Annotated in this window: 26 protein-coding genes; 13 read left to right on the top strand and 13 right to left on the bottom strand. The window is 63.1% G+C overall.

Annotated elements, in window-relative coordinates; translation table 11 throughout:
- Positions 1-75 precede the first annotated feature (75 nt).
- The gene (locus AC07T0_RS17010; RefSeq protein ID WP_495002296.1) at positions 76-990 is read left to right on the top strand and encodes a LysR family transcriptional regulator; all 915 of its coding nucleotides are present in this window, start codon (positions 76-78) and stop codon (positions 988-990) included.
- A gap of 110 nt (positions 991-1,100) precedes the next feature.
- Here the strand turns inward: AC07T0_RS17010 and AC07T0_RS17005 are convergent, their stop codons facing one another.
- The 3 genes from AC07T0_RS17005 to AC07T0_RS16995 form a co-directional block, all read right to left on the bottom strand.
- Positions 1,101-1,874, bottom strand: a complete 774-nt coding sequence (locus AC07T0_RS17005; RefSeq protein ID WP_495002295.1) for a substrate-binding domain-containing protein — start codon at positions 1,872-1,874, stop codon at positions 1,101-1,103.
- 188 nt (positions 1,875-2,062) lie between these two features.
- A complete protein-coding gene (locus AC07T0_RS17000; RefSeq protein WP_495002294.1) occupies positions 2,063-3,361 on the bottom strand; it encodes an MFS transporter in 1,299 nt (432 codons plus the stop codon).
- A gap of 279 nt (positions 3,362-3,640) precedes the next feature.
- Positions 3,641-4,519: a LysR family transcriptional regulator gene (locus AC07T0_RS16995; RefSeq protein ID WP_495002293.1), complete on the bottom strand. Its 879-nt coding sequence runs from the start codon at positions 4,517-4,519 to the stop codon at positions 3,641-3,643.
- Between the two features lie 245 nt (positions 4,520-4,764).
- On the opposite strand from AC07T0_RS16995, the gene AC07T0_RS16990 reads away from it, so the two are divergent.
- The 3 genes from AC07T0_RS16990 to AC07T0_RS16980 all read left to right on the top strand — a co-directional run bounded on the left by AC07T0_RS16990 (position 4,765) and on the right by AC07T0_RS16980 (position 7,775).
- Positions 4,765-6,078: an MFS transporter gene (locus AC07T0_RS16990; RefSeq protein ID WP_495002292.1), complete on the top strand. Its 1,314-nt coding sequence runs from the start codon at positions 4,765-4,767 to the stop codon at positions 6,076-6,078.
- A gap of 156 nt (positions 6,079-6,234) precedes the next feature.
- Positions 6,235-6,789 carry a phosphonate metabolism protein/1,5-bisphosphokinase (PRPP-forming) PhnN gene (phnN, locus tag AC07T0_RS16985; protein ID WP_495002291.1) on the top strand — a complete coding sequence of 185 codons (555 nt, stop codon included), beginning with the start codon at positions 6,235-6,237 and terminating at the stop codon, positions 6,787-6,789.
- 218 nt (positions 6,790-7,007) lie between these two features.
- A complete protein-coding gene (locus AC07T0_RS16980; RefSeq protein ID WP_495002290.1) occupies positions 7,008-7,775 on the top strand; it encodes a hypothetical protein in 768 nt (255 codons plus the stop codon).
- On the opposite strand, the gene AC07T0_RS16975 is transcribed toward AC07T0_RS16980, so the two are convergent.
- Positions 7,772-8,689, bottom strand: a complete 918-nt coding sequence (locus AC07T0_RS16975) for a LysR substrate-binding domain-containing protein (protein WP_495002289.1) — start codon at positions 8,687-8,689, stop codon at positions 7,772-7,774. The two genes, AC07T0_RS16980 and AC07T0_RS16975, sit on opposite strands and share 4 nt — an antisense overlap.
- A 145-nt stretch (positions 8,690-8,834) precedes the next feature.
- Here AC07T0_RS16975 and AC07T0_RS16970 point away from each other — a divergent pair, with 145 nt between their 5' ends.
- Together AC07T0_RS16970 and AC07T0_RS16965 are read left to right on the top strand one after the other, a co-directional pair.
- Entirely contained in the window at positions 8,835-9,845 is a 1,011-nt protein-coding gene (locus tag AC07T0_RS16970; RefSeq protein ID WP_495002288.1) for an aldo/keto reductase, read from the top strand.
- A 108-nt stretch (positions 9,846-9,953) separates the two neighbouring features.
- The gene (locus AC07T0_RS16965) at positions 9,954-10,370 is read left to right on the top strand and encodes an SRPBCC family protein (RefSeq protein ID WP_495002287.1); all 417 of its coding nucleotides are present in this window, start codon (positions 9,954-9,956) and stop codon (positions 10,368-10,370) included.
- A gap of 22 nt (positions 10,371-10,392) precedes the next feature.
- Here AC07T0_RS16965 and AC07T0_RS16960 read toward each other — a convergent pair whose 3' ends face one another.
- Together AC07T0_RS16960 and AC07T0_RS16955 are read right to left on the bottom strand one after the other, a co-directional pair.
- Positions 10,393-11,787 carry a sensor histidine kinase gene (locus AC07T0_RS16960; RefSeq protein WP_495002286.1) on the bottom strand — a complete coding sequence of 465 codons (1,395 nt, stop codon included), beginning with the start codon at positions 11,785-11,787 and terminating at the stop codon, positions 10,393-10,395.
- Positions 11,765-12,448 (bottom strand): response regulator transcription factor, encoded by a 684-nt coding sequence (locus AC07T0_RS16955; RefSeq protein WP_248806525.1) that lies wholly within the window; start codon positions 12,446-12,448, stop codon positions 11,765-11,767. The genes AC07T0_RS16960 and AC07T0_RS16955 overlap by 23 nt, the downstream gene beginning before the upstream one ends.
- A 316-nt stretch (positions 12,449-12,764) precedes the next feature.
- Between AC07T0_RS16955 and AC07T0_RS16950 the strand changes: the two genes are divergently transcribed.
- Complete coding sequence (locus tag AC07T0_RS16950) at positions 12,765-14,384, top strand: glucan biosynthesis protein D (RefSeq protein WP_495002285.1); 1,620 nt, start codon at positions 12,765-12,767, stop codon at positions 14,382-14,384.
- A gap of 178 nt (positions 14,385-14,562) precedes the next feature.
- Here AC07T0_RS16950 and msrA read toward each other — a convergent pair whose 3' ends face one another.
- Genes msrA through msrB form a run of 3 tightly spaced genes read right to left on the bottom strand, consistent with a single transcriptional unit; the run spans position 14,563 to position 17,663 of the window.
- Positions 14,563-15,291 carry a peptide-methionine (S)-S-oxide reductase MsrA gene (msrA, locus tag AC07T0_RS16945; protein ID WP_495002284.1) on the bottom strand — a complete coding sequence of 243 codons (729 nt, stop codon included), beginning with the start codon at positions 15,289-15,291 and terminating at the stop codon, positions 14,563-14,565.
- 20 nt (positions 15,292-15,311) lie between these two features.
- Positions 15,312-17,117, bottom strand: a complete 1,806-nt coding sequence (locus tag AC07T0_RS16940) for a cytochrome c biogenesis protein DipZ (RefSeq protein ID WP_495002283.1) — start codon at positions 17,115-17,117, stop codon at positions 15,312-15,314.
- Positions 17,118-17,144: 27 nt separating this feature from the next.
- Positions 17,145-17,663, bottom strand: a complete 519-nt coding sequence (gene msrB, locus AC07T0_RS16935; protein ID WP_495002282.1) for a peptide-methionine (R)-S-oxide reductase MsrB — start codon at positions 17,661-17,663, stop codon at positions 17,145-17,147.
- Positions 17,664-17,822: 159 nt separating this feature from the next.
- Between msrB and AC07T0_RS16930 the strand changes: the two genes are divergently transcribed.
- Positions 17,823-18,539: a response regulator transcription factor gene (locus AC07T0_RS16930; RefSeq protein WP_495002281.1), complete on the top strand. Its 717-nt coding sequence runs from the start codon at positions 17,823-17,825 to the stop codon at positions 18,537-18,539.
- The gene (locus AC07T0_RS16925) at positions 18,536-19,996 is read left to right on the top strand and encodes a sensor histidine kinase (protein WP_495002280.1); all 1,461 of its coding nucleotides are present in this window, start codon (positions 18,536-18,538) and stop codon (positions 19,994-19,996) included. The genes AC07T0_RS16930 and AC07T0_RS16925 overlap by 4 nt, the downstream gene beginning before the upstream one ends.
- 2 nt (positions 19,997-19,998) lie before the next feature.
- On the opposite strand, the gene AC07T0_RS16920 is transcribed toward AC07T0_RS16925, so the two are convergent.
- Complete coding sequence (locus AC07T0_RS16920; protein WP_495002279.1) at positions 19,999-20,904, bottom strand: LysR substrate-binding domain-containing protein; 906 nt, start codon at positions 20,902-20,904, stop codon at positions 19,999-20,001.
- Between the two features lie 94 nt (positions 20,905-20,998).
- Here AC07T0_RS16920 and AC07T0_RS16915 point away from each other — a divergent pair, with 94 nt between their 5' ends.
- Entirely contained in the window at positions 20,999-21,880 is an 882-nt protein-coding gene (locus AC07T0_RS16915; protein ID WP_495002278.1) for an EamA family transporter, read from the top strand.
- A gap of 11 nt (positions 21,881-21,891) precedes the next feature.
- Here the strand turns inward: AC07T0_RS16915 and AC07T0_RS16910 are convergent, their stop codons facing one another.
- Both AC07T0_RS16910 and AC07T0_RS16905 read right to left on the bottom strand, forming a co-directional pair.
- A complete protein-coding gene (locus tag AC07T0_RS16910; protein ID WP_495002277.1) occupies positions 21,892-23,019 on the bottom strand; it encodes a patatin-like phospholipase family protein in 1,128 nt (375 codons plus the stop codon).
- 170 nt (positions 23,020-23,189) lie between these two features.
- Positions 23,190-23,945: a DUF899 domain-containing protein gene (locus tag AC07T0_RS16905; protein WP_495002276.1), complete on the bottom strand. Its 756-nt coding sequence runs from the start codon at positions 23,943-23,945 to the stop codon at positions 23,190-23,192.
- A 254-nt stretch (positions 23,946-24,199) separates the two neighbouring features.
- On the opposite strand from AC07T0_RS16905, the gene AC07T0_RS16900 reads away from it, so the two are divergent.
- From AC07T0_RS16900 to AC07T0_RS16890, 3 genes are all read left to right on the top strand, one after another.
- A complete protein-coding gene (locus AC07T0_RS16900) occupies positions 24,200-24,625 on the top strand; it encodes a YciI family protein (RefSeq protein ID WP_495002275.1) in 426 nt (141 codons plus the stop codon).
- Positions 24,626-24,656: 31 nt separating this feature from the next.
- Positions 24,657-25,073, top strand: coding sequence for a VOC family protein (locus AC07T0_RS16895; RefSeq protein WP_495002375.1), 417 nt, complete (start codon positions 24,657-24,659; stop codon positions 25,071-25,073).
- A gap of 167 nt (positions 25,074-25,240) precedes the next feature.
- On the top strand, positions 25,241-25,909 hold the full coding sequence (locus AC07T0_RS16890; RefSeq protein ID WP_495002274.1) for an HAD family hydrolase: 669 nt from the start codon (positions 25,241-25,243) through the stop codon (positions 25,907-25,909).
- Here the strand turns inward: AC07T0_RS16890 and AC07T0_RS16885 are convergent.
- Positions 25,871-26,065: a hypothetical protein gene (locus tag AC07T0_RS16885; RefSeq protein WP_495002273.1), complete on the bottom strand. Its 195-nt coding sequence runs from the start codon at positions 26,063-26,065 to the stop codon at positions 25,871-25,873. The genes AC07T0_RS16890 and AC07T0_RS16885 overlap by 39 nt on opposite strands.
- Positions 26,066-26,126: the final 61 nt, after the last annotated feature.

The following is a 26,126-nucleotide window of genomic DNA, read 5'->3' as shown; positions in this document are numbered from 1 at the left end:
TTCAAGTCGGCTCATGCATCGAGTCGACTGATTCATGCGTTAAACTGATCAATCAGTTTCCGACGAGTAAGCCCGGTGGCCATCAACTTCGATTTGAACGACTTGCAGGCCTTCCGCGCAGTGGTCGAGCAGGGCAGTTTCCGCAAGGCGGCGCAGGCTATCAACCTCTCCCAACCGGCCTTGAGCCGGCGCGTGGAAAAGCTTGAGGACGCCCTGGGGGTCCGGTTGTTCGAGCGTACCACCCGGCGGGTCAGCCTGACCCAGGTGGGTCGGGTGTTCGCGCCGACCGTGGAGCGGCTGCTGGACGACCTCGACCTCGCGTTGCTGGGCATCACCGACGTGGCCTCGACCCGGCTGGGGCATGTCACGGTGGCGTGTGTGCCGTCGGCGGCCTATTACTTCATGCCGAAGGTGGTGGCCCACTATCACCGGCAATACCCGAAGATCAAGGTCAAGGTGCTCGACTCCAGCGCCAACGACGTACATGCCGCCGTGCTCAGTGGCGAAGCGGATTTCGGCCTGAGTTTCACCGGCAACCTGCAGGCGGAAATCGAATTCGAGTTGTTGGTCGAGGAGCGCTACGTTGTCGCCTGTCGCCGTGATCATCCGCTGGCCGGTCGGGCCAGCGTGACCTGGACCGAGTTGTACCAGCAGGACTACATCAGCCTCGACAAGACCTCGGGCAATCGCTTCCTGCTCGACCAGGCGCTGGTGGGCATCGAGGCGCAGAACCCCGGGGTCTGTGAAACCCGGCATGTCACCACCATGATCGGTCTGGTGGAGGCTGGATTGGGGATTGCGGCGGTGCCGACCATGGCGATGCCGGTGGCCGGCGAGCATCCGATTCTCACCAGTGTGCCGCTGATCGAACCGGAGGTAATGCGCAAGGTCGGCTTGCTCAAGCGCCGGGGGCGGGTGTTGACCCCGGCGGCGCGGGAGCTGGAGCGGCTGATTGTTGAAATGAAACTGCCGCACACCAGCGGATCCTGAGGGGGGCACGAAACCTGTAGGAGCCGGCTTGCTGGCAATAGCGGCCGTTCAGGCGCTGCAAGGCCTACTGGCCATCGCCAGCAAGCCGGCGCCTACAAGGGAACGTGTAATCAATGAGGAATGGAATCCAGCCCGGTGGCTTTCACGGTGGCCTGGGCTGCCGGGGAGGCGAGGTAATCCAGCAAGGCCTTGGCCTGTGCGGGATGTTCGGCCCCCACTGGAATCCCGGCGGCAAACCGCGTCACCGACTGCACCGATTCCGGGATCTTGCCGACATAGGTCACCCCTGGCACCGGCAGCAGTTCGCTGACCTGCTGGAAGCCCAGTTGATAGTCACCGGTCGCCACCACCGAGGCCACCGGGATCTTCGGCACCATGGTTGCCTTGGGCTTGAGTTGCGCTTCAATGCCCAGGCGCTTGAACAGTTGGTCCTGGATATACACGCCACTGGCACTGTCGGAGTAGGCCACGGACTTGGCCTTGAGCAAGGTGTCTTTCAACTCTTGCTCGGTACCGATGGGCGGTTGGGCGCTGCCGGCGCGAACCACCAGGCCGATCCGCGAATCCGCCAGCTCGACCCGTGAGCCGGGCAGGACCTTGCCCTGCTTGATCAACTCGTCGAGGGCGTAACCGACCATGATCAGTACATCGGCCTTTTCACCGCGCTCCAGCCGGTTGGGAATAGCCTCCGGCGCCTTGCCCATGGATGGACCGAGAATGGTGTCGAGGGTGTTGCCGCTATCAGCGGCGAATTTCGGGCCGAGCAGCTTGTAGGCGGCGGTGAAGCCGCCGGAGGTCATCACGCGGATTTCTTCGGCCTGGGTCGCCAGACTCGCCAAGGTCAGGCTGCCGAGCAGGGCGATCTTGAAAAACAATGCTTTCATCGGGGTTCTCTCAAGGATCATCGGTTTGTGGTGCCTGATCCGCCGTCTTCGCGGGCAAGCTCCGCTCCCACAGTGTCCAAGTCGTACGCATGATCTGTGTATAACCGAGCACTAATGTGGGAGCAGAGCTTGTCGGGTCGCTGTATCGCCGCGAAGAGGCCTTTCAGGTCACCCTGAAAACACCGGGCTTACACCGCCGGCTGGAGCTGCATCCTGGCCTTGCGATAGAGAAACAGCGTCGCGCACAGGGCGCAGAGCGCGGCGAAGCTCATCCAGTAACCCGGTGCGGCCTTGTCCCCGCTGTACTGGATCAGGAAGGTCGAGATCGCCGGAGTGAAACCGCCGAACACCGCCGTCGCCAGGCTGTAGGCCAGGGAGAAACCGGCCACCCGGACTTCCGCCGGCATGATCTCGGTGAGGGCCGCGACCATCGCGCCGTTGTACATCCCGTAGAGAAACGACAACCACAGCAGCACCAGCAGCATGCTGGTGAACGTCGGCGCCTGGACCAGCAGCGACAAGGCCGGATAAGCCGTGGCCAGGGTCAGACCGGACATGGTCAGCAGCACCGGACGGCGGCCGATACGGTCGGAGAGGGCGCCGCCCAGGGGCAGCCAGAAAAAGTTCGACACACCCACCAACAGGGTCACCAACAGGCTGTCAGCGGTGCTCAGGTGCAGCACGGTCTTGCCGAAGGTCGGCGCATACACGGTGATCAGGTAGAAGGCAGTAGTGGTCATCGCCACCATCAACATGCCGGCGACCACAATCACCCAGTTCTGCGCCAGGGTGTTGAACACCTCGCGCATGCCCGGACGGTGACGGCGCTTGGCGAATTCCTCGGTTTCCGCCAGGTTGCGGCGCAGCAGGAAGATAAACGGCACGATCATGCAGCCGACCAGAAACGGAATGCGCCAGCCCCAATCAGCGACAGTGCTGGCCGACATCCACTGGTTCAGTGCGTAGCCCAGGGCGGCGGCGATCACCACGGCCACTTGCTGGCTGCAGGACTGCCAGGCGGTGAAGAAGCCCTTGCGACCCGGCGTGGCGATTTCCGACAGATAGACTGAAACGCCGCCCAGTTCGGCACCGGCGGAGAAGCCCTGCAGCAGGCGGCCGATCAAGACCAGGGCCGGGGCCAGCAGGCCAATGCTTTCGTAACCAGGTACCAGCACGATCAGGATGGTGCCGCTGGCCATGATCGACAGGGTGACGATCAGGCCTTTGCGTCGACCGACGTCATCGATATAGGCACCGAGGATCACCGCACCCAGCGGACGCATCAGGAAGCCGGCGCCGAACACGGCAAAGGTCATCATCAGCGAGGCGAACTCACTGCTGGCGGGGAAGAAGGCGGCGGCGATGTAGGTGGCGTAGAAGCCGAACAGGAAGAAGTCGAACTGTTCGAGGAAGTTGCCCGAGGTAACGCGAAATACCGCGCCCGCCTTGGCACGGGCGGAACTGGCGGTCGGTGTTGTGGCGTGCATCGTGAAGGTCTCCGGCGTTTTTATGGCCTGCATCGCAGTGCAGATTTTATTGGCCGGGATACTGGCGCAGCGCTATAGATTTGATAAGTGCATTTTTAGAATGGATTGATGCGTCAAGCGGATCAATGTCTGGCGCGGAACTTGTGGGAGCCGGCTTGCTGGCGATGAGCTCCGTGAGCCTTGCATCGCCTGATCGACCGCCATCGCCGGCAAGCCAGCTACACAGATGGTGGCGTTTTCAAGATAACTGACTGACGCTCACAGCGTTACGGCATCCTGCTACGCAAAGCGCTTGACCATGAACTCGATAAAGCTGCTCAGCTTGGGCGTCATCTGTTTGTCCGGCAGGTAGACCAGGTGCAGCGGCCGATCCAGGGTCTCATGATCGGGCAGCAAGTGGACCAGGCGCCCGTCCTTCAGGGCGTCTTCCACCAACGTCTGCGGTAACAGGACGATACCGATTCCCTCCAGCGCCGCGTTCATCAACGCCGTGCCGTTGTTGGCCGACAGTTGCCCGTTTACCCGGATGCTTTCGCTGCTCACACCGTGGAACAACCAGTCGCGCTGCGGCGTGGCCCGCAGGAATACCAGGCAGTTATGTTGCAGCAGATCCTCTGGCACCCGCGGCGTGCCGTGGGCTTCCAGATAGGCCGGTGACGCGCAGGCGATGCGCCGGTTCTTGCTCAGCAGGCGTCCCACCAGTCCGCTGCTGGGCAACTCGCCGTAGCGAAACACCAGGTCGAAACCATCCTCCACCAGGTCCACCACCCGATCATTGAACTTCAGTTCGATATCCACTTCCGGGTAGGTCTTGAGGTAGGCGGCGATCGCCGGGATCAGCCGGTCCGAGGCCAGGGTCGGCGAGGCACTGACCCGCAACCGGCCCCGCGGATGGGCGCGCTGTTCCCGGGCAATCAATTCGGCGTGTTCGATCTGCCCGAGGATCGCCAGGCACTGAGTGTGATAACCCTGGCCGATCTCGGTCAGGCTCTGGCGCCGGGTGGTGCGATGCAGCAGGCGCGTGCCCAGGTGTTTCTCCAGGCCCTGGACATGGTTGCCGACCATGGTCGAGGAAATCCCGATGGACTGCGCCGCGGCGCTGAAGCTGCCGTGTTCAACCACCTTGACGAAGACCTTCATGCTTGCCAGAACGTCCATTGCCAACCTTTTATTGGGAGTGATCCAAGAAGGCGCTAGTTTATCAAGTGAGGGTAGGGGATCACCATGCGCGTAGATACTGGCTGAACCCGCGCTCGATGTCGTACAGCCGCAGTTCAGCAAGACGTCGTCAGCGATATTGGGCAAAACGCTATGATCCGCTCTGTACAGCGGGTTTCGGGGGGTGTGCAATCAGCGGGTCATCGGGAATTTTCAGGCCGGGTTTATCGCGTCAGGCCAGTGGCATGTTGGCGATTCTGATCTCCATCGCGCTGGCCTCACTGGACACCGCCATCGCCAACACCGCGTTGCCGGCGATCGCCACCAGCCTGCACACCACGCCGGCGGCCTCGGTGTGGATCATCAACGCCTACCAACTGTCGGCGGTGGCGACCATCCTGGCCTTCGCTTCCTTTGGTGGGACAGTCGGGCACCGCAAGGTCTACCTGTTCGGGTTGGTGCTGTTCACCGTGTCGTCGGCCCTGTGTGCGATGTCGACCACCCTGACCCAGCTGACCCTCGCCCGGGTCCTGCAAGGGGTTGGCGCCAGTGCGATCATGAGCGTCAACGGCGCGCTGATCTTCAGCCTGTTTCCGCCGGAGAAACTCGGCAAAGGGATGGGCCTCAATGCATTGGTGGTCGGCATGTCATTTGCCGCCGGACCGACGGTGGCCTCCTTGATCCTGTCGGTGGCCAACTGGCCCTGGCTGTTCGGCGTCAATATCCCCATCGGCCTGGTCGCCCTGGCCATGGCGGTGCCCTCGCTGCCCCATACGCCGCCCAACGGCCAGCGCTTTGCCTGGGGCACGGCGCTGCTGAGCATGGTGACGTTCGGCGCTCTCATCTATGCCCTGGGCGAGGGCGCGCAGTTTGCCGGCGCCTTGCCGATCTGTCTGGCGCTGCTGCTGTGCGTGATAGCGGGTACGCTGATGATCCGCCGCGAAACCGGTCATCCGGCCCCACTGTTCCCCACTGACTTGCTCAAGCGGCCGATGTTCGCGCTGTCCGTGCTGACCGCCATCTGCTCCTTCGCCACCCAGGGCCTGGCCTTCGTCTCGCTGCCGTTTTTCTTCGAGACGGTCCTGGGCCGCGACCCGGTGCAGACCGGCTACCTGATGACCCCCTGGTCGGTGGTGGTGGCCCTGATCGCGCCCTTTGCCGGACGCCTGTCGGATCGTTACCCACCGGGCTTGCTCGGCGGCATCGGCCTGGGGGTGTTGTCGCTGGGCATGTTGTCCCTGGCGATGCTGCCGGCGGACCCGAGCGCCCTGGCGATCTGTGTGCGCATGGTGATCTGTGGCCTGGGTTTCGGTTTCTTCCAGTCGCCAAACCAGAAGGCCCTGATGACCAGCGCCCCGCGTGAGCGCAGCAGCGGCGCCAGCGGGATGATCGCCACCGCGCGCTTGCTTGGCCAGTCCACGGGGGCTGCGCTGGTGGCCTTGAGTTTCGGCTTGTCGAGCCATTCCGGACCGATCCTGGCACTGTATATCGGTGCCGGTTTTGCCGCCGTGGCTTGCCTGGCGAGCTTTTCCCGGCTGGCGGCGCGCAACCCGGCTTGAGTCCTGAGTCCGGCGCGACCGCCCCGGTCGCGCCGGGTGTGGCTGCTGGTCGGGCGCCGGCCTTGCCCTCCTTCTATCCTCGAACACGCTTGCGATGAGTGCCATGATCGCCGCGAGTGTTGTACTGTGCGCGCGACAACGTGTGAGGGATTGTGGATGGCTGGCCGCTTGATCTATCTCATCGGGCCTTCGGGCTCGGGCAAAGACAGTTTGCTCGATGCCGCCCGCGAACCCCTGGCCGAGCGTGGCTGCCGGATTGCCCGGCGGGTCATCACCCGCTCGGCCGAGGCGGCCGGCGAGGCGGCGCAGTCGGTCAGTGCCGAGCAATTCGCGACGCTGCAGGCTCAGGGGGCCTTCGCCATGAGCTGGCAGGCCAACGGCCTGTGTTATGGCATTCCCCGTCGGATCGACGACTGGTTGGCTGCCGGAGAGGATGTGCTGGTCAACGGCTCACGGGCCTATCTGCCCCAGGCCCGCGCACGTTATCCGGATTTGCAAGTGATCCTGCTCTCCGTCGACCAGGCGGTCTTGCGTGAGCGGCTGCTGGCGCGGGGACGGGAGAGTGTCCCGCAGATCGAGGCGCGCCTGGCGCGCAATGCCGAGTTCACCGCCTCGTTGTTGGCGGCGGAGGATCCATCGCTAAGCCTGTTGGATAACTCCGGGGCCCTTCGGCAAAGCCTGGAAGCATTGTTCAAACTGATCGGAAAATAGCGATTTCTATAAGTAAGCCCCTGCTGTTTGGGCGCTTTATTGTTGCACTTTGCATTTTTGAATAAATGGCAAATTGAAGTAATAAATTGGCTTTTTTTTACCTCGTTTAGTTGAGCTCGGGACTGATACTTTAATGAAAAATTCCCCAGCTTTATAAACGCGAGAGGTAGGCCAATATGGGTGTGGAGCAGGAAGATTTTGCCGCCAGATTGAAAGAAATGTCGAAATACAGTTTCAATATAAACAGCCTGGTCCTCGACACGGCCCTGGCGGTGTCCGGGTTGATCCCGCACGGCCTGGGGACGGCCCTGACACCGCTGGTGGGCGTCTACAAGGTGGGCCAGGCGGCTTCGACCCTGGTGGATAATCCTTATTTCACGGTGCAGGGTGTTGAGCGGCCGTCGCCGAAGACCAAGCACCTGTTGCAGCATCGTAAAGTGCGCAATTACGTGCAGACCTGTGTCGGCACGGCGGCGTCGATCGGCAGCATGGCTTTGCCGGTCAATCCTTATGCGTTGCTGCGCGAGGGGAGTTCCGCCGGCGTTTCAGCCGTGCACTTGCATCGCTTTGCTGAAATGGCCAGGCACTGTCAGCAGAGTAAAACCTTATGCCAGTGGCTTGATGTGTTGAAACTGATGAAAACCCATAAGTTGTTCAACAAGGGCGTTGGCTTTGGTTTGGCCGCTGTTCCCGGCGGGGTATCGCTGGCTGTCAGCGTACCGGTCAAACTCTGCTTGCTGGTCAAGAATACCGGCGTGGCGGCCCAGGAGTCGGCACTGTGCAAGATCATCGCGATGGAATTGCACTGGCGCGCCTATCAGGAGCAGAGCCTGTTGAAAGGCAGTGGCAGCGGCCCGGCGACCGCCATCGTTCGTGAACTCATGACCCGACGTGGTGTGATGTACGGCTTTTCGCACAACTACCCGGCATTGATCCAGGAGCCGGCCGGCTGGAATGCCTTTGCCGCCAAGATTATGGACATCTAGGGGCCCACCGGCAGGTCGATCCGGAGCGCGTCCTGCACCAGCACTTCCCTGAAGGTCGCCACCAGCGGTCGCAAGTTGATCCGATGCCAGGCCGCCCACAAGGGAGTGGTATAGATCAGCCAGGGTAATTCCCGCAGCACCACGCCCTGGGGCGTGTTGTGCCGCAGGCTCTGCTGGATCATGGTCAGACCCAGTCCTGCCGCCACCAGCCCCAGTGCGGTCAGCGGTTCATTGGCCTGCAGTCGGACATTGGGGTTGAACCCGGCCCTGATACAGGCCTGGACGAAATCATCCTGTTTGCCGCTGCGCTGGGGGTGCTGCACGGCAATCCATTCCTGCTCCAGAAAGTCCGCTGGACTCAACTCGCCCAGTTGCGCCAATGGATGCCGCTCGGGCAGGGCCAGCAGCATGGGGTCGTTGAGCACGCGGGCGCTGTTCAGGTCCGGGTCATCCGCCGTGGGTGGTTCGCTGACCAGGGCGATGTCGAGGCTGCGCTGGCGCAAGCCTTCCAGCTGTTGCGCCGAATTCAGGCTGTAGAGCGCGATATGCACATCCGGCCGCTCCACGCGCAAGCTGCGCAGGGCCTGGGGCAACACCCCCGAGTGCATGGCGTTCTCGATATAGCCGATGCACAGGCCGCCTTCTTCACCACGCCCCAGCCGCCGGCCGAGGGACTCCAGCCGATTGGCATGGGTCAGGAACGCCCGGGTCTCGGCGAGAAAGGTCTGGCCGTCGGCGGTCAGGCGGATGCGTTGCAGGCTGCGTTCGAACAGGCTCAGGCCCAGGCGCTCCTCCAGCTGGGCGATCTGCCGGCTCAGGGGCGACTGGGAAATGTGCAGTCGCTCGGCGGCCCGCCCGACGTGCTCTTCTTCGGCGACCGCCACGAAATAGCGCAGTTGGCGTAAATCAATCATGTCAGACCTTCCGGGACTCAAGTCGTGCAAATTATGTCTTGGACGGTCAAAAGTCCGCAACCTAGTATTGATCCCGACAGCGAGATCCGCGTCACCCCGGAGCGGGTGGGCCGGACTCATCACGTGTATTCAAAGGATCATCACTATGAGCATCAGAGACAAACTGCCGGGCACCCTGGGTTTCGGCACCGCCCCCTTGGGCAACATGTTCCGCGCCATTCCCGAGGAGGAGGCCATGGCCACTGTCGATGCGGTCTGGGACCAGGGCGTGCGCTACTTCGACACGGCGCCGTTCTACGGTTCGGGGCTTGCGGAAATTCGCCTGGGTGCGGCCCTGGCCAAGCATCCACGGGACCAGTACGTGCTCAGCAGCAAGGTCGGCCGGTTGGTCCTGGATGAAGTGGAAGACGTCGCCGCCCGCGACCTGGGCGAAAAGGCCGGGGTCTTCGCGCATGGCCGTCCCAACAAGATGGTCAACGACTACTCCGCCGACGCCACCCTGCGTTCCATCGAGGGCAGCCTCGAGCGTTTGCAGACCGACCGCCTGGACATCGTCTGGGTGCACGACATTGCCCAGGATTTCTACGGTGATGAATGGCTGGAGTATTTCAACCAGGCGCGCACCGGGGCATTCCGCGTGCTCACCCGCCTGCGCGAGGAGGGCGTGATCAAGGCCTGGGGCCTTGGGGTGAACAAGGTCGAGCCGTGCGAACTGACCCTGCAACTGGACGCAGCGCAGCCCGACGGGTTCCTGCTGGCCGGGCGTTATACCCTGCTCGATCACGAGCGGGCCCTGCAACGGCTGATGCCGGAGGCGCTGGCCCAGCAAGTCGATATCGTTGTCGGTGGCCCCTACAGTTCCGGTGTGCTGGCTGGCGGGACCCATTTCGAATATCAACCGGCATCGTCACAAATCATGGCTAAAGTTGAACGGATAAAGACCCTCGCGCAACGCTTCGGGGTGAGCATCAAGGCGGCGGCCTTGCAGTTCTCCCTGGCCAACCCGGCCGTGGCGGCGGTGATCCCCGGCGCCAGCCGGCCAGGGCGGATCGCCGAGGACGTGGCGGCCTTGCAGGAGACGATTCCGCTGGCGTTCTGGCAGGCGTTGCGGGAAGAGGGGCTGGTGGCGGCTCATGCGCCGTTGCCGCTGGTCTGAAACCTCACGGGTGTCTATGCCGAGCCTGCCGGCCGCTGACGTTGCCGTCGTCAGTGGTCCAGCCGGCGGGATCGGTCGGGCTTTCCAACTTGTTCCTGGAGATTATTCATGGCTGCAACATCGGTAACCGTTGAAATCGCGGCGTCCCCCGAAGAGGTCTGGCAACTGATGGGCGGGTTCGATTCCCTGCCTGACTGGCTGCCGCTCGTGCCCCGCAGCAGTCTCAGCGAAGGTGGCCGTGTGCGCACCTTGCACACGGCGGACAATGTGCTCATCGTCGAACGCCTGGAAGCCTTCGACAACCGGGCTCGGCGCTACAGTTATTCGTTTATCCAGCAGCCATTCCCGGTGGCCGACTACCTGGCCACCCTGCAGGTTCGCGAAGGCAATGATCCGCACACCTCGATTGTCGAGTGGGCGGGGATCTTCACCCCGACGGGGGTCAGTGAAGAGGAAGCGGTGGATTTGTTCCATGGCATCTATGCCGAAGGCCTTGCGGCCTTGAAGGCCAATTTCCGCGGCTGAATCCAAGGCCCGGGCCCTGGATTCAGTCCACGGTCATCAGGTTGTTCCGGCAACTGAGGATCAAGCGCGCCCCGGCCTGCTCGCTGCTGCCGATGTCGAGGCTGAAACCGTGCAGGTTGACGATGGCGGCGACAATCGACAGGCCGAGGCCGAAGCCACCGTGCTGGGCGCCTTCGTCGCAGCGATAGAAGCGCTGGAACACCGCTTCGCGCTCGGACGGCGGGATGCCGGGGCCGGAGTCGTGGACCTCGATGCGGGTACTGCCGGCATCAAAGGCCGCCCTCAAGACCACCTCACCGCCTGGCGGGGTGAACTTGATGGAATTGCTCAGCAGGTTGGCCAGGGCTTCGAACAGCAAGGCCCGGTCGCCAGTGATCGTCGGCAATGTCTCGGGCGTCTCCAGGCGCAGGCTGATCTCGGCCTCTTCAGCCAGTGGCAGGTAGAAATCATACAGCTCGTGCAGCAGCGGCAACGGGTCCAGTACCAGGAAGCCAGAGCGCCGCTGATGGTCTTCCAGTTCGGAGATACGCAATAAACCGCGAAAGCGCGCCATCAACGTATCGGTCTCGGCGATCACCCCATCCAGTTGCAAGGACTCGGGCGAGCCGTCGACGGTCTGTTGCTGGATCCGGTACAACTGGGCCCGCAAGCGGGTCAGCGGCGTGCGCAGGTCATGGGCGATGTTGTCGCAGACCCCCTTGACCTCGTGCATCAGCTTCTCGATCCGGTCGAGCATGGCGTTGACGATCGCCGCCAGCATGTCCAACTCGTCGCGACGGTTCGACAGCGGCAGGCGATGGCCCAGGTCGCCGGCGATGATCGACTCGGCGCTGGCCTGGATCGCCCGTATCCGCCGGATCGGCCGGCGCCGCAACAGGTGCCAGCCGGCCACGCCGGGCAGGATGGTCAGGGATACCGCCCAGAACAGGGCGTGGAGAATGATCCGGGTGACGCCGAACAGCGAGCCGTTGTCGCGTACCAGCAGCAGCCAGCGCCCGTCGTGGGTCTGGGTGGCCACCGCGTCGCAGCTGTCCTGGGGCAGGTTCGGGTCGTCGGAGTCGATGCAGTTGGCCAACTCATGGATCCTGCCGTCCATCGGCAGGTCGGCCGGGATTTCCTGGATCGGCCCGCTCAGGTGCAGTTTCTGCTCGTTGAACAGGCCATAGGCATCCACGCCGCGCATGTCGAAGGTCATGCTGGTGGTCAGCGCTTCCATCAGCGGTTGGCCCTGGAAGCGCGAAAACAGGTGCTGGCGTTGCATCAACGAATGCCGGGCGAGGGTGCTCAGGTACCCGGAAACCTCGTAATACAGCACCCCCATCAGGCTGCAGCTCCAGGCCACGAACAGGAAACTGTAGAGTGCCAGCAGCCGGCTGGTGGAGGAGCGCCAGCCTTTAGAGGGGTTCGGCAATGACATAACCCGAGCCTCGCACGGTGCGGATCAGCGGCGCCAGGCCCGGGCCGTCGATCTTCTTGCGCAGGCGACCGATATGCACGTCGATCAGGTTGGTGCCGGGGTCGAAGTGATAACCCCAGACTTCTTCAAAAATCATCATCCGCGAGAGGATCTGCCCGGTGTTGCGCATCAGGAATTCCAGCAGCTTGTATTCAGTGGGCAGCAAGCTGAGCAACTGATCGGCCCGGGAGGCTTCGCGGGTCATCAGATTGAGCTCCAGGTCGGCCACCCGTAGCGAGGTTTCGAATTCCCGTGCCGGGCTCTTGCGCCGCAACAGCACTTCGACCCGCGCGGCCATTTCGTCGGAGGCGAAGGGCTTGGTCAGGTAATCGTCGCCGCCAGCGCGCAGACCACGTACGCGTTCGTCGACATCGGAGAGGGCGCTGATCATCAGGATCGGCGTGGCCACCCCGATGGTTCGCAGCGTGGTGACGATGGCCAGGCCATCGAGTTCCGGCAGCATGCGGTCCAGGGTAATCAGGTCGTAATCGCCACTCACGGCACGGACCAGGCCTTCACGGCCGTTGTCGACCCAGTCAACTTCAAGCCCGTGGCTGCTCAGTTCAGCCACGATTTCCTTGGCGGTTACAGCATCGTCTTCGATGGTCAGGATGCGGGTCATGGGTTGCCTCGACGGACCTTCAAAACAAGTGGGCAAGTGTGCCAAGAACCGCGTGAAAACATTCTGAAAAAATCTTCACGGGGCCTGGGCCGCTGTTCACAGGGCGCCTCGAGTCTCTAGAGAGGCTGGAAACATATAGCCACACCTTGGCTGAATAAAGGCTGTCAGTAAGTTTTCTGTAGGATATTGCGAACCGTCATGGGGATTTGTTATCTGTTACCTGTAGCCGCATTCGTTTGCCGTCTTGAACGAGCGCTTCTTTTGATCCGGAACCCAAGGGTTCCGGATGTCCGGTAGTTCCTGTACAGGTCTTTTTATGCACCGCCGCAATCTTCTGAAAGCTTCCATGGCCCTGGCGGCCTATACCGGCCTGTCGGCCAGCGGTCTGTTCGCGGCGCGGGCGCTTGCCGCCACCGCGGATGGCGATATCGAACACTTCGACTTCGAGACATTGCAGACCCACGCGAAAAAACTCGCCGCGAAGGACTATGCCAGCACCCGCCAGGTGTTGCCGCGGTCCCTGGCGGACATGACCCCACAGCAATTCAACGCCATTCAATACGATGCCCGGCACTCGCTGTGGAATGAGCTCAAGGGCCAGTTGGACATGCAGTTCTTCCATGTTGGCATGGGTTTCAAGCAACCGGTGCGCATGTACAGCGTCGACGCGCAGACGCGCCAGGCGCGCGAGGTGCATTTCCGTCCGGCGTTGTTCAACTACGCCCGCAGCGGCATCGACCCATCGCGGCTCAAGGGTGACCTGGGGTTCTCCGGCTTCAAGCTGTTCAAGGCCCCGGAAATCGACCAGCACGACATTGTCTCGTTCCTCGGCGCCAGTTACTTCCGCGCGGTGGACAAGACCGGGCAATACGGTCTGTCGGCGCGCGGGCTGGCGATCGATACTTATGCGAAAAAACGCGAGGAGTTTCCCGACTTCACCCATTTCTGGTTTGAAACCCCGGACAAGGACAGCACCCGCTTCGTGGTCTATGCCTTGCTCGATTCGCCGAGTGCCACCGGGGCCTATCGTTTCGACATCGATTGCCAGGCCGAGCAGGTGGTGATGGCGGTCGATGCCCATATCAATGCGCGCACCGCCATCGAGCAGTTGGGCATCGCACCGATGACCAGCATGTTCAGTTGTGGCACCCATGAACGGCGGATGTGCGACACCCTTCACCCGCAGATCCACGACTCCGATCGCCTGGCCATGTGGCGCGGCAATGGCGAGTGGATCTGTCGGCCGCTGAACAACCCGGCGACCTTGCAGTTCAATGCCTTCGCCGACAAGGACCCCAAGGGGTTTGGCCTGGTGCAGACCGACCATGAGTTCGCCAGCTACCAGGACACCGTGGACTGGTACAGCCGCCGTCCGAGCCTGTGGGTCGAGCCGACCACGGCCTGGGGCGAGGGCTCCGTCGATTTGCTGGAGATTCCCACCACGGGCGAGACCCTGGACAATATCGTCGCGTTCTGGACGCCCAAGGAGCCGGTGGCGGCGGGGGCCTCGCTGAACTACGGCTACAAGCTCTACTGGAGCGCCATGCCGCCGGTGGGTACGCCGTTGGCACGGGTGCACGCGACCCGTTCGGGCATGGGTGGGTTTGTCGAAGGCTGGGCGCCTGGCGAGCATTACCCCGAGGTCTGGGCCCGGCGCTTTACCGTGGATTTTACCGGTGGAGGGTTGGCGCGTCTGTCCCTGGGCGCCGAGATCGAGCCGGTGGTGACGACGTCCCGTGGTCAGGTAAAGGATATCGATGTCCTCAAGCTGGACGAAATCAACGGCTATCGGGTGACGTTCGACTGGTACCCGAGCGACGACCGGGTCGATCCGCTGGAGCTGCGCCTGTTTATTCGCACCCATGACCGGACCTTGAGCGAAACCTGGTTGTACCAGTACTTCCCGCCGGCTGCGGACAAGCGGCGCTATACCTGAGTCGCGTTCCCACTGCCAATACTGTCTCGCGCCTTCACGCGCAACCTGTAGGAGCCAGCTTGCTGGCGATGAGGCCAGCAAGTCATGCATCGCTCTTGCGGAAGCCATCGCCAGCAAGCTGGCTCCTACAGGTATCGTGGTGTTTTCAATATCCCATTATTGAGATCCTGCGCAGCTGTCAGTTGGCGTCCGGCACCAGTACCGGGTCGGCCCGGTACAGCTCTGGCTCCATACGCTTGAGGTTTTCCACCTTCGGTAAATCATTGATGACGATATACGGCGCGTACGGGTGCAACGTCAGGTAGTTCTGGTGATAACCCTCGGCCGGATAGAAGACCTTGCCGTCCTCGATCCGGGTAACGATTGCCGAGGGAAACGCCTTGGCGGCATTCAACTGGGCGATATAGGCCTTGGCGATGGTTGCCTGTTCGGCGGTCACCGGGAAAATCGCCGAACGGTACTGCGTGCCGCTGTCCGGCCCCTGACGGTTAAGCTCCGTCGGGTTGTGGGCCACCGAGAAGAACACCTGCAACAGTTGCCCATAGCTGACCTTGTTCGGGTCATAAGTCACCTGCACCGACTCGGCGTGTCCGGTCGAACCTCCGCCCACCGATTCGTATTGGGCGGTATTCGCCGCGCCGCCGGTATAACCCGATACCGCGTTCTCGACCCCACGGACATGCTGGAACACCCCCTGGACGCCCCAGAAGCAGCCGCCGGCAAACACCGCCGTGGCCTTGCCGCTGGCGCCAGCCGCTTGATCCAGCGCGGGTGGGGCGATCTGCACTGCATCCTCGGCCGACCAGGCCAGGCGCTGGAACATCAACACCGACAGGCACAGGCTGGCGATCCCGGCGACGATCAGCCGCGGTGACCTGGTTTTTCGTTGCATCACAGGCGTGTTCATGGTGTTCATCCTCGTGGCGATCAACCGAAGGTAAAGGCGTAGGCTTGTACGCCGGGATCGAGAAATTCGATGGAGAAGGTGTGCTCGCTGACGTCCCCAGCCTGGCGGACCAGCTGGTACAGACGCTGCTCAGTCACCGTGCCTTCGCCGTTGGCGTCGGTATCGGTGCCATGGTTGGCGCCGGGCAGCGCACCGTCGATACGCACCTTGAAGCGCACCGGCTTGCCGTCCGCGCCCGGGCCGAGCACCAGGTGCAGGTCACGGGCGTGGAAGCGGTAGACCACCTGGCCCGGGGCCTGGTTGAGCGTCACCTGCTCGGCATGGGCGGTCCATTGGCCGTCCAGGCCCCACTGGTTCAAGGCCGGCTGTTTTGGCGCCGCATAGTTTTTCGATTGGTCCGCCACCTGGTCGCCCGGCGAGGCGAAGTTCTCGGCGCGGTCATAACCCAGGTAGGTTTCCGGCGATTTCACTTCGGCTTCGTCGGCGGCCTGCATCACGCCCTGGGCCTGGGTGCTGACCATGCCGCCGGAGACGTTCTGCTGCCCGGCCTCTTTCAGCAGTTGCTGGATCACCTGCTCGGAACCTTCATAGTCGCCTTCACCGAAGTGGTGGTAGCGCACGCGGCCCTGGGCATCGATAAAGTAATGCGCCGGCCAGTACTGGTTATTGAAGCCGCGCCAGATTGCATAGTTGTTGTCGATGGCCACCGGGTACTGGATGCCCAGTTTGCTCACGGCCTGACGGACGTTGTCGATATCGCGTTCGAAGGCGAATTCCGGCGCATGCACGCCGATCACCACCAGCCCCTGGTCGTGGTACTTCTGCGCCCAGGCGTTGACGTAGGGCAGGCTGCGCAGGCAGTTGATGCAGGAGTAGGTCCAGAAGTCGATCAGCACCACCTTGCCCTTGAGTTCGGCGGCGCTCAGCGGTGCCGAATTGAGCCACTGCACGGCGCCCGACAGATCCGGCAGACTGCCTTCCACCGGCAACGCCCGTTCCGCGCCACCGGTCTTGGCCGCCATCGCCATCATGCTGCCGCTCGCTTGGCCGGCCTCGCTGTTGACCGTCGCCATCATGGCGCCGCCCTGATCCGCGGCTTTCTTCGGCGTCAGGTTGTCGAGCAGCTTCTGTTCGAGGCCCGAGGTGGCGACCGTGGACACCCGGGTCAGGATACCGGTGTCCAGGCCCAGGGCGATGGCGACCACGCCGACCAGCATCGCCGCACCCAAACCGCGGCGCAGCCATTGGCCGGTGCCGAGGTTGCGCTTCATCGCGCTGAACAGCTTGCCACCGATCAGCAGCGCGCCGGCCAGGGAGGTGGCGGCACCGGCGGCGTAGGCCAGCAGCAACAGCGTGGTGCCAATGTTCGCGCCTTGCAGGGCGGCACCGGTGAGGATCAGGCCGAGGATCGGTCCGGCGCAGGGCGCCCACAACAGGCCGGTGGCGATCCCGAGCACAAAGGACGAGCGCGCGCTGGGCGAGCCATCGTGGCTTTGCGCCGAGCGCGACAGCCGGTCACCGGCCGCTACCAGCGGCTGGGTCAGGCGCTCGGCGAGGTGCGGGAACAGCAGGGTAATGGCAAAAAACGCCATCAGCGCCATGGCCAGCCAACGGCCGTACTGGTTGGCCTGCACCACCCAGCCACCACCGACCGCCGCCAGGGTGGCGACCAGGGCGAAGGTCAGGGCCATGCCGCAGAGCAACGGCAGGCCGCTGCGCCGAAACGGCTCGCCCGAGCGGGCAAAGACGAACGGCAGTACCGGCAGAATGCAGGGGCTGAGGATGGTCAGAAGACCGCCGAGGTAGGCCAGGATAAGCAGGAACATGATGGAATCCTTGTTGAAACGCGGGGATCAGGCCGCGCCGGGGGTGAAGGTCATGGCGACACCGTTCATACAGTAGCGCAGGCCGGTGGGCGGCGGTCCGTCGGGGAACACATGGCCCAGGTGGCCGCCGCAACGGTGGCAATGCACTTCGGTTCGGGAGACTCCGAAGGAGGTGTCGCGGCGGGTCGCCACGGCGCTTTCCAGCGGTGCGGTGAAACTTGGCCAGCCGGTACGGCTGTCGTACTTGGCGGCCGATGAAAACAGCGCCAGGCTGCAGCCGGCACAGGCGAACACGCCGGCGCGGTGCTCTTCGTTGAGAGGGCTGGTGTAGGGGCGCTCGGTGCCTTCATGGCGCAGCACTTCGTATTGCTCGTCGCTGAGCATGGCTTTCCACTCGGCGTCGGTATGGCTGACTTCGAACGTTTCGCCGGTATCGGCCGAGCGGCTGCCGCTGCCGAAGGTGGCACCCACGGCGCGCCAGTCGAACAAACCGGCGGCGAGCAGGGTGGCGGCACTGGAAACAAGAAAGCGTCTTCTGGAGGACATGGCGTCGCGTCCACGGTGATTGAACAGGCTTTCATTGTTGAGCGGCGGGGGTCGCCAAATCCTCCCGTAAAGTTAACTTATTTGTGAACATTGCCCAGCAACGATCCGGCACAATGAACCAGGCGTCGTTTGCGCCGCTTACCCGCACGAAGGCCGACCATGGATTCACCCAAACGTATTCTGATCGTCGAAGATGACTTGCACCTGGCGGGCCTGTTGAGCCTGCACCTGCGGGACGAGGGGTATGACGTCACCCACTGCGCCGATGGCAACCTGGGCCTGGCGCAATTGAGCAAGGGCTCCTGGGATGCGCTGATCCTCGACCTGATGCTGCCGGGCGTCGATGGCCTGGAGATCTGCCGGCAGGCGCGGGCCATGGCGCGCTACACGCCGATCATTATCACCAGCGCCCGCTCCAGCGAGATGCACCGGGTGCTCGGGCTGGAACTGGGCGCTGACGATTACCTGGCCAAGCCGTTCTCGATGCTGGAACTGGCCGCGCGGGTCAAGGCCCTGCTGCGGCGGGTCGATGCTCTGGCCAAGAGCCTGAAAATCGAGGCGGGGACTCTGGAGCAGGGCGGCCTCAGCCTTGATCCGCTGACCCGTGAGGCCCAGGTCGACGGCAAGTCCCTGGACCTGACGCCACGGGAATTCGACCTGCTGCATTTCTTTATGAAAAACCCCGGCACCGTGTATTCGCGCATGGACCTGTTGAACCAGGTCTGGGGTTACCAGCACGACGGTTATGAACATACGGTCAACACCCATATCAATCGCCTGCGGGCCAAGATCGAAGTCGACCCGGCGCAACCCGAGCGGATTCTCACGGTCTGGGGGCGCGGCTATCGCTTCTCGCCGGTGAGTCGCCCGTCATGAACCTGACCCTTTCCCAGCGCCTGTCCCTGGCCTTTTCCATCCTGCTGCTGGCCTGTTGCGGGGCCTCGGTGTGGTTGCAGGTGCGGGCCAGCGACATGCATGAAAAGGAAGTGGTCCAGGGCCTGTCCCGGGACCTGGCCCAGAGCATTGCCCTGGATAACCGGCTGGTGGGCACCGAAGGCTTGACCATGGAGGGCGTGCGTGCGCTGTTCGGCCAGTTGATGAACGTCAACCCGAGCGTGGAAGTCTATCTGCTCTCACCCAGCGGCAAGATCACCGGCGATGCCGCGCCGCAAGGCCACCTGCACCGCGATCACGTCGATCTGGCGCCGATCCGTCGCCTGCTCGACGGCCAGCCGCTGCCGATCCTCGGTGACGACCCGCGCAGCGATGACGGGCGCAAGGTGTTCAGCGCCGCGGCCTTGCGCGGTGGCGGCAAGGAGCTGGGCTATCTGTACGTGGTCCTCCAGGGCGAAGAGCATGATCGCCTGGCGGCCCAGGTGTCGGCCAGTTCGGTGCTGCGCACCACCTTGTGGGCCATGAGCCTGGTGGCTCTGTTGGGGCTGATCGCCGGCCTGATCGCCTTCCGCCTGATCACCCGTCCGTTGCGTCGCTTGACCGAGACCATGCGCGATTTTGATACCGATGCTCCGCCAGCACAGTTGCCGGTGTTATCCCGGGCCGGGGCCGGGCGTCGCGATGAAATCGAGGTGCTGGAAGCCAGCTTTGCCCAGATGGCCACGCGCATCGGCGAACAGTGGCGCAGCCTGACCCAGCTCGACCAGGATCGTCGCGAGCTGGTGGCGAATATTTCCCATGACTTGCGCACGCCCCTGGCGTCGTTGCACGGTTACCTGGAAACCCTCTCCCTCAAGGACGCGGTGCTGGCGCCGGATGAGCGTCGACGTTACCTGGGGATCGCCCTGGCCCAGAGCAGCAAGGTCGGGCAACTGGCCCAGGCACTGTTCGAGCTGGCGCGCCTGGAGCATGGCGCGGTGCGCTTGCAGGTCGAGGATTTCTCCCTTAGCGACCTGATCCAGGACGTGTTCCAGAAGTTCGAACTGATGGCCGAGACCCGCCAATCGAAATTGCTCGCGGTGTTGCCGCGTGGGGCTTCGATGGTCAGTGCGGACCTGGGGATGATCGAGCGGGTCCTGACCAACCTGATCGACAATGCCCTGCGTCATACCCCCGAAGGCGGCACCATCGAGGTGGCGCTGGCCCATGGGCGTGGCAAAGTCCAGGTCACGGTCAGTGACACCGGCCCGGGGATTGCCCCGAGCTTGCTGGAAAACCTGTTTCGCCGGCCATTCAATCAGGACGGCGACCGGCGTTCCGGCGGCCTGGGATTGCTGATTGTGCGACGCATCCTGCAATTGCATGACAGTCAGATTCGCCTGTTGTCGATTCCCGGCAAAGGCGCGGTGTTCTCTTTCGAACTGACGGCGGTTGGCTGATCTCAGGTGCGCTGATCCGCGCTGAGCGCACGTGGCAGGATGATATTCAACTCTTCCCCGAGAAAGCTTTGCAGCGCCTGGACCGCGGCGGCCTGGACCGCCGGTACTCGGCGGACATAGAGGGCGAAATCGACGATCGGCGGTGGCGGCAGGCCATCGGCCGGACCCAGCATGCGCATGCTTTCGCTGCGGATATTGCCTTCCAGCAACACCGTGATGCCCAGGCCGGCCTCGACCGCCGACTGCACCGCCGGCAGGCTGGTGCTGCTGCAGACCACGCGCCAGGGGATGTTCGCCCGTTGAAGAATTTTCACCACCTGGCCATGCCACAGGCAGCCACCGCCAAAGGTCACCAGCGGCAGGCTGTGCTGGGTCAGGTCGGCGGGCAGGCTCAGGCCGCGGGCACCGACCCAGAACAGCGACTGGGTCCAGCAGGCCTGGGGCTGGGCGCTGATGGCCGAGGCGTCGCCGATGATCACATCCAGGGTGCCGTCGGCCAACCGGGCGGACATGGCCGCGCTGCTATCGACGGCGATTTCCAGGGAAATATGCGGATAGGCCGCGGAAAAGCGGCGCAGCGCCCGGGGCAGGCTGCCCACGGCAATGTCCTCGAGCAAGCCCAGGCGTACCGTGCCGGCGATCTGGCTGGCGGACAAGGCGCGCCGGGCATCGGTCCCGGCACCGAGAATGCTGTGGGCGTAAGGCAGTAGCAGGTGACCGGCTTCGGTCAGGCGCAGACCCCGGGGCGAGCGATCGAACAGGCGACGTTCGAGGTCGTCTTCCAGTCGTCGCAACTGCATGCTCACCGCAGCCTGGGTGCGTGCCAGGCGCAGGGCGGCAGTGCCCACGGCACCGGTTTCGGCGACGGTGACGAAGGTTCGCAACAGACTGCTGTCGAGATCGCGCATTATCAATATTCGTGAAGTCGGGATAAGAAATATCAGCTTATTTGAAGTCCGCCTGGCTGGCTAGGATGGCCCGACATTCACAGGAGATTTCAGCATGCAGGAAAATGCCCCCGGCCTACCGCTCTCCGCCACCCACGGGGCGCCGCGTAGCGCGCTGTTGTGGGCGGCGCTGTTGTGCATGCTGTCGATGGTCAGCGTCCAGTTCGGCGCGGCGCTGTCGTCGCCGACCATGGACACTTATGGTTCGCTCAGTACCACTTGGCTGCGCTTGTGCTGGGCGGCGGCGGTACTCGCGCTGCTGGTGCGGCCGCGCCTGCATACGTTTTCGCTGTCACGTTGGCTGGCGGCCGGAAGTCTTGGCCTGGCAATGGCCGTGATGACCACCTGCTTTTTCGCGGCGATCCAGCGCATTCCATTGGGGCTGGCGATTGCCATCGAGTTTCTCGGCCCGTTGCTGGTGGCCAGCCTCGGCGTGCGTAGCGGGCGGGGGTTGATCTGGCCGCTGCTGGCGGTGACCGGGGTGTTGCTGTTGGCCCGCAACGAGGGCGGCTGGGTCGGTGAACCGCTGGGTTTGCTGCTGGCGTTCGGTTCGGCGGCGGGTTGGGCGGCTTATATTCTGATGATGAAAAAGGTCGGCCGGCTGTTCCAGGGTTTTGAGGGCCTGTCGGTGTCGCTGTTGGCCGCCGCGCTGATTGCCACGCCCCTGGGACTTTGGCAAAGCGGCGGCCATCCGCCGTTGTTGCAGATATTCAGTTGCGCGGGACTGGCCTTGTTCGTGCCGTTGCTGCCCTATGGCCTGGAAATGGTCGCCTTGCGGCGGATGCCGGCGTCTTCGTTCGGCATCCTGATGAGCGCCGAACCGGCGGTAGGCGCCCTGGCCGGTTACCTGGTGCTGGCCCAGCCGATGATCCCGATGCAGTTTGCCGGCACCGCGCTGGTGGTCAGTGCCAGCCTGGGCGTGCTGGCACTGCCCTGAGGAGCGCGGGCCTAGAGCCCAAGGGGCTCGGGCGTTTCCGCGGCCACGGGCAGCAGCGGATAGTGCCGGTCGGTCGCTTGGGCCACTGCATAGCCATGTCGGGCGATCCGCTCGAAGACCTCGGGCTCGAGGCGATTCAGGGTGGTGGGAAAGTGCGCGGCAAAGGCCGCGTCGCTGCCTTTGACCGGGTCGATCAGAGTGCTGGCGATACTCAGGTAACCGCCACGTCCCGGGGCTCTCTTCAGGTATTCGACAAAGGTCCGGCCGCGTAGCGCCCGGGTCTGGTCGGACATGATGTCGGCCAGGCGCTTGAGCCGCCAGGGACTCAGCACCCCGGCTTGAAACCCCGGCTGCAACGGCGCGCCGGCGTCCGAGACGATGATCGGGTACTCGTAGCGCTTGGTCTGTCCGGTCGCCGCGTCGAAAAAGGGTTCCAGGCCGAGGTTGTCGTAGACGCCACCGTCATAGAGTCGCAGCTTCTTGAACGGCAGGCGCACCTCGACGGCACTGTTCAACGGGGCGTCCCACTCGCGCTGCAGCCACTTGAAGCGGCGGGTCTTGAGCGACAGCGGCCCGATACCGCCGGGGAACGCCGCGGAAACCGCCAGGGCCTGGGCCAGGGGGAAGCCGTCGGTGCTGGCATAGCCGATGGAGTAGTCGCCCATATTGCTGCGTTTGAAGCGAAAGCGTTTGCCATTTTCCGCCGTGGTGCCGTTGATCGACCAATCGGGTCTGGCGGCAATCTCCGGTAGCAGGGCGGTTACACCCCAGTCCTTTTGCAGGGCCAGGGCCAGCAGGTTGGCCCGGGACAGCAGGAAGCGCCAATTCAACGGGTTGCGCAGTTGACGCAAGGCACTCCAGAGCAGGCTGCGTGAGCACAGCTTGGTTTGCAGGGCCGGGTAGATGCGCTGCAGGAAAGTCGCGGAGTCGGGCCATTGCCCATGATTTTCGTTGAGCATCAGGCCCACCAGCAGGCTGCCGCCAGACACCGTGGAAATCTGCGAGAGCCGTTCCAGGGCCTGTTGTTCGGCGAGGTATTTAAGCACGCCGAGGTGAAACGCCATGGCTCGAACGCCGCCGCCGGAGAGGGCAAGGGCATAGTCCGAACGCGGGCCAATCGAGACGGCAGGAGACTCCATGTTTCCTCTCTGGTGAGAATTGTCGTGCACAGGGGCATTTCGATGCGGGTGCTGTGTGCAGGCGCGGCATAGCCCTTATGCGCTTCTCTGGAGACGCGCATAAGGGCTCAGGTTTGCCACGTTAGCGTTGACGTCCATCGCGAGCAAGCTCGCTTTGGGAAGAGAGCGATTTAGGTTTTATCTGGGTGGGATTCGCAGCAACTGTGTGTCGCTGGCGTAGCATAACGATCGTGGTGCCGGACCCAATCCATGGTCCCGCTTTCATTGCGACCCTTGGGCATCAGGTCGAGGAAGTGATAGGTGCCCAGCAGCATGTCCAGGCCCCGGGCATAGGTGGAGTAAGTGTGGAAGATCTCTCCCTCGGCGTTGCGATAGAACACGCTGAGCCCCGGCAGTTCTTCTTCGGCACTCTCGAGCGGTTGGTAGTTGTACTCGGCCTTGCCGGCGAGTCGCTCTTCGGGCGAGGCACTGACATGAAAGTCCGCGTTGAAATCGCTACCGGCCGATGAGAACCAGGGGAAATGCCAGCCCATGCGCTGCTTGAACGCCTGGAACTGTGCCCACGGCGCGTGGGAAACCGCGACGAACGACACATCGTGGTGCGCCAGATGCAGGTTCGCGCCGTCGAAGTGGTCGGCGAGGAAGGAGCAGCCGGGACAGCCTTCCTGCCAGCCGTCGCCGAACATGAAGTGATAGACGATCAACTGACTGTTGTCGCCGAACAGGTCGGCCAGCTGCTTGTGCCCATGGGGTCCCTCGAAGCGGTAGTTCTTGTCGACCTTGACCCAGGGCAGGGCACGCCGCTCGGCGCTGAGCTGGTCGCGTTGATGGGTAAAGGCCTTTTCATGGACCAGGTGTTGTCGGCGCGCGGCCAGCCACTCTTCGCGCGAGACCACGGGATGCTGTTCAATCGCGTGTTCGTTCATGTCGATGACTCCTCCGGTTCAGGGCCGCCGGGCGGGTTTTCCGGGGCGCGAAAGATCTACTTCTATGCTTAGGCTTAGTCGAATGTGGGGCGGCGATATCGACCGCCGATCTTCTGCGTGTCGGCAAACGGACCAACGGCGATCAGGAAAAAAAGATTTCGTGGGTTGTCGATTCCGCGGGCGCCCGTTCGATTAGTCGACAGAGCCGCCAGCCGGCTTGTCGAATTTATCCACCACCATCAGGAGATACGACCATGCGATTTATGGTGATCGTCAAAGCCAGCCCGGAATCGGAAGCCGGCGAAATGCCCAGTCAGGAATTGCTGGCCGCCATGGGCGCCTACAATGAGGAACTGGCCAAGGCCGGGGTGATCCTCGCCGCCGAGGGGCTGCATCCGAGTGCCAAGGGTGCCCGCGTGCAGTTCAGTGGCAAACAGCGGACCGTGGTCGACGGGCCCTTTATGGAGACCAAGGAACTGATCGCCGGTTTCTGGATCTTCAAGGTGCAATCGCTGCAAGAAGCCATCGATTGGGTCAAACGTTGCCCGAACCCGATGGTCAGTGACTCTGAAATCGAAATCCGCCAGGTCTTCGAGGCCGAGGACTTTGGCGAATGTTTTACCCCCGAGTTGCGCGAACAGGAGGAACACCTGCGCGCGAAGATGTCCGGTCAATCCTGAAACCCTGCCAGAACGGAGTTTGATCATGAGCCTGAAAATCATTCCTTACCTGACCTTCAACGGCAACTGCAAGGAGGCCTTTGCCCTGTACAAACAGGTGCTCGGTGGCGAACTGTTTTCCCTGTCGTTCGCCGATGCGCCGCCAGAGGCCGGCGTGCCCAAGGATGCTCCCAATAAAGACAAGATCCTGCACACCTGCCTGACGGTGGGCAACTTCAGCCTGATGGCGTCCGATTGCCCGCCGAATCAGCCGTTCAGCAAGGCCCAGGGTGTTTCGGTGTCGCTCAATGTCGACAGCGTGGACGAGGCCAAGCGACTGTTCGATGGTCTGAGCGGCGGCGGCAGCGTCTATATGAAACCGGCCAAGACCTTCTGGGCCGAGTATTTCGCAATGTTCGAAGACCGCTTTGGCGTCGCCTGGATGGTCAATTGCGAGCGCGCGAAGTAAGCGTCTGGCGTGAGATCGATCGCGAGCAAGCTCGCTCCTACAAGATGCGATACGGCCTGACCGATGCACTGTAGGAGCGAGCTTGCTCGCGATCAAATGGCATGAACGACACCGCCCGTCCCGGAGTGAGACACTAGGTCCATTCGGTTCATGGGCGTGAAACAGCAATGACGATTTCAAACAGCGCCGCGCGGGAGCTTGGAACCTGCGTGGCTTTCGACTTCGACGGGACCATTACCACCACCGACAGCCTGCGGGATTTCGTGCGCTATTTGGTCGGCCACCGGCGCTTCCTGATCGGCGGCCTGCTGGTCTTGCCCTGGCTGGTGGGCATGTATACGGGCCTTTGCAAGCGGGCCGAGGCCAAGGCGCGGTTCCTGGCGCTCACCCTGCGCGGCAGGAGCCAGGTCGAGCTTGAAGAGGCAGCGGCGCGTTATGTCGCCGAGCGCCTGCCGACGCTGATCCGTCCGGAAATGCTCGAACGGATCGAGGAGCACAAGCGCCTGGGGCACCGTCTGGTGCTGGTCAGTGCATCGCCCACGCTCTATCTCGAGCACTGGGCCCCGGCCGCCGGTTTTGATGCGGTACTGGCCACCCAACTGGAGTTTCGCGACGGGCGTTTTACCGGGCGCCTGGCGTCGCCCAACTGCTGGGGGCCGGAAAAGGTCCGGCAGTTGCAGCAATGGTTGGGCGATACGGGTGGCAGGGTGTTGTTTGCCTATGGCGACAGTCGCGGCGACCAGGAGATGCTGGCATTTGCCGAGCACGGCTGGTTACGCGGACTGGGCGCCTTGCCGTCACTCGATGCCTGGCCTGATGGGTTGCACCACGGCTGATGGTCTGTCGCTGTCGAGCAGGCGGCGTTCTTGCAACACATTGATGAGGGCTACTCGAGAGGACGGATCCAACTGGTGTTCCCGTTCCTTGAGTTCCAGCAGGATGGGGTTGGACCAACTGCGATAGGCGCGCTCTGCAAGACGAACTGCGGTCATTTCTCTCTCCTTGTACAAAAGCCCGCTGAAATAGGCGGGCGACTCCATGAGCAGAAAATCC

The organism is Pseudomonas sp. GW821-FHT04D07 (assembly GCF_059420225.1).
This window is presented reverse-complemented; position numbering and strand designations above follow the sequence as displayed.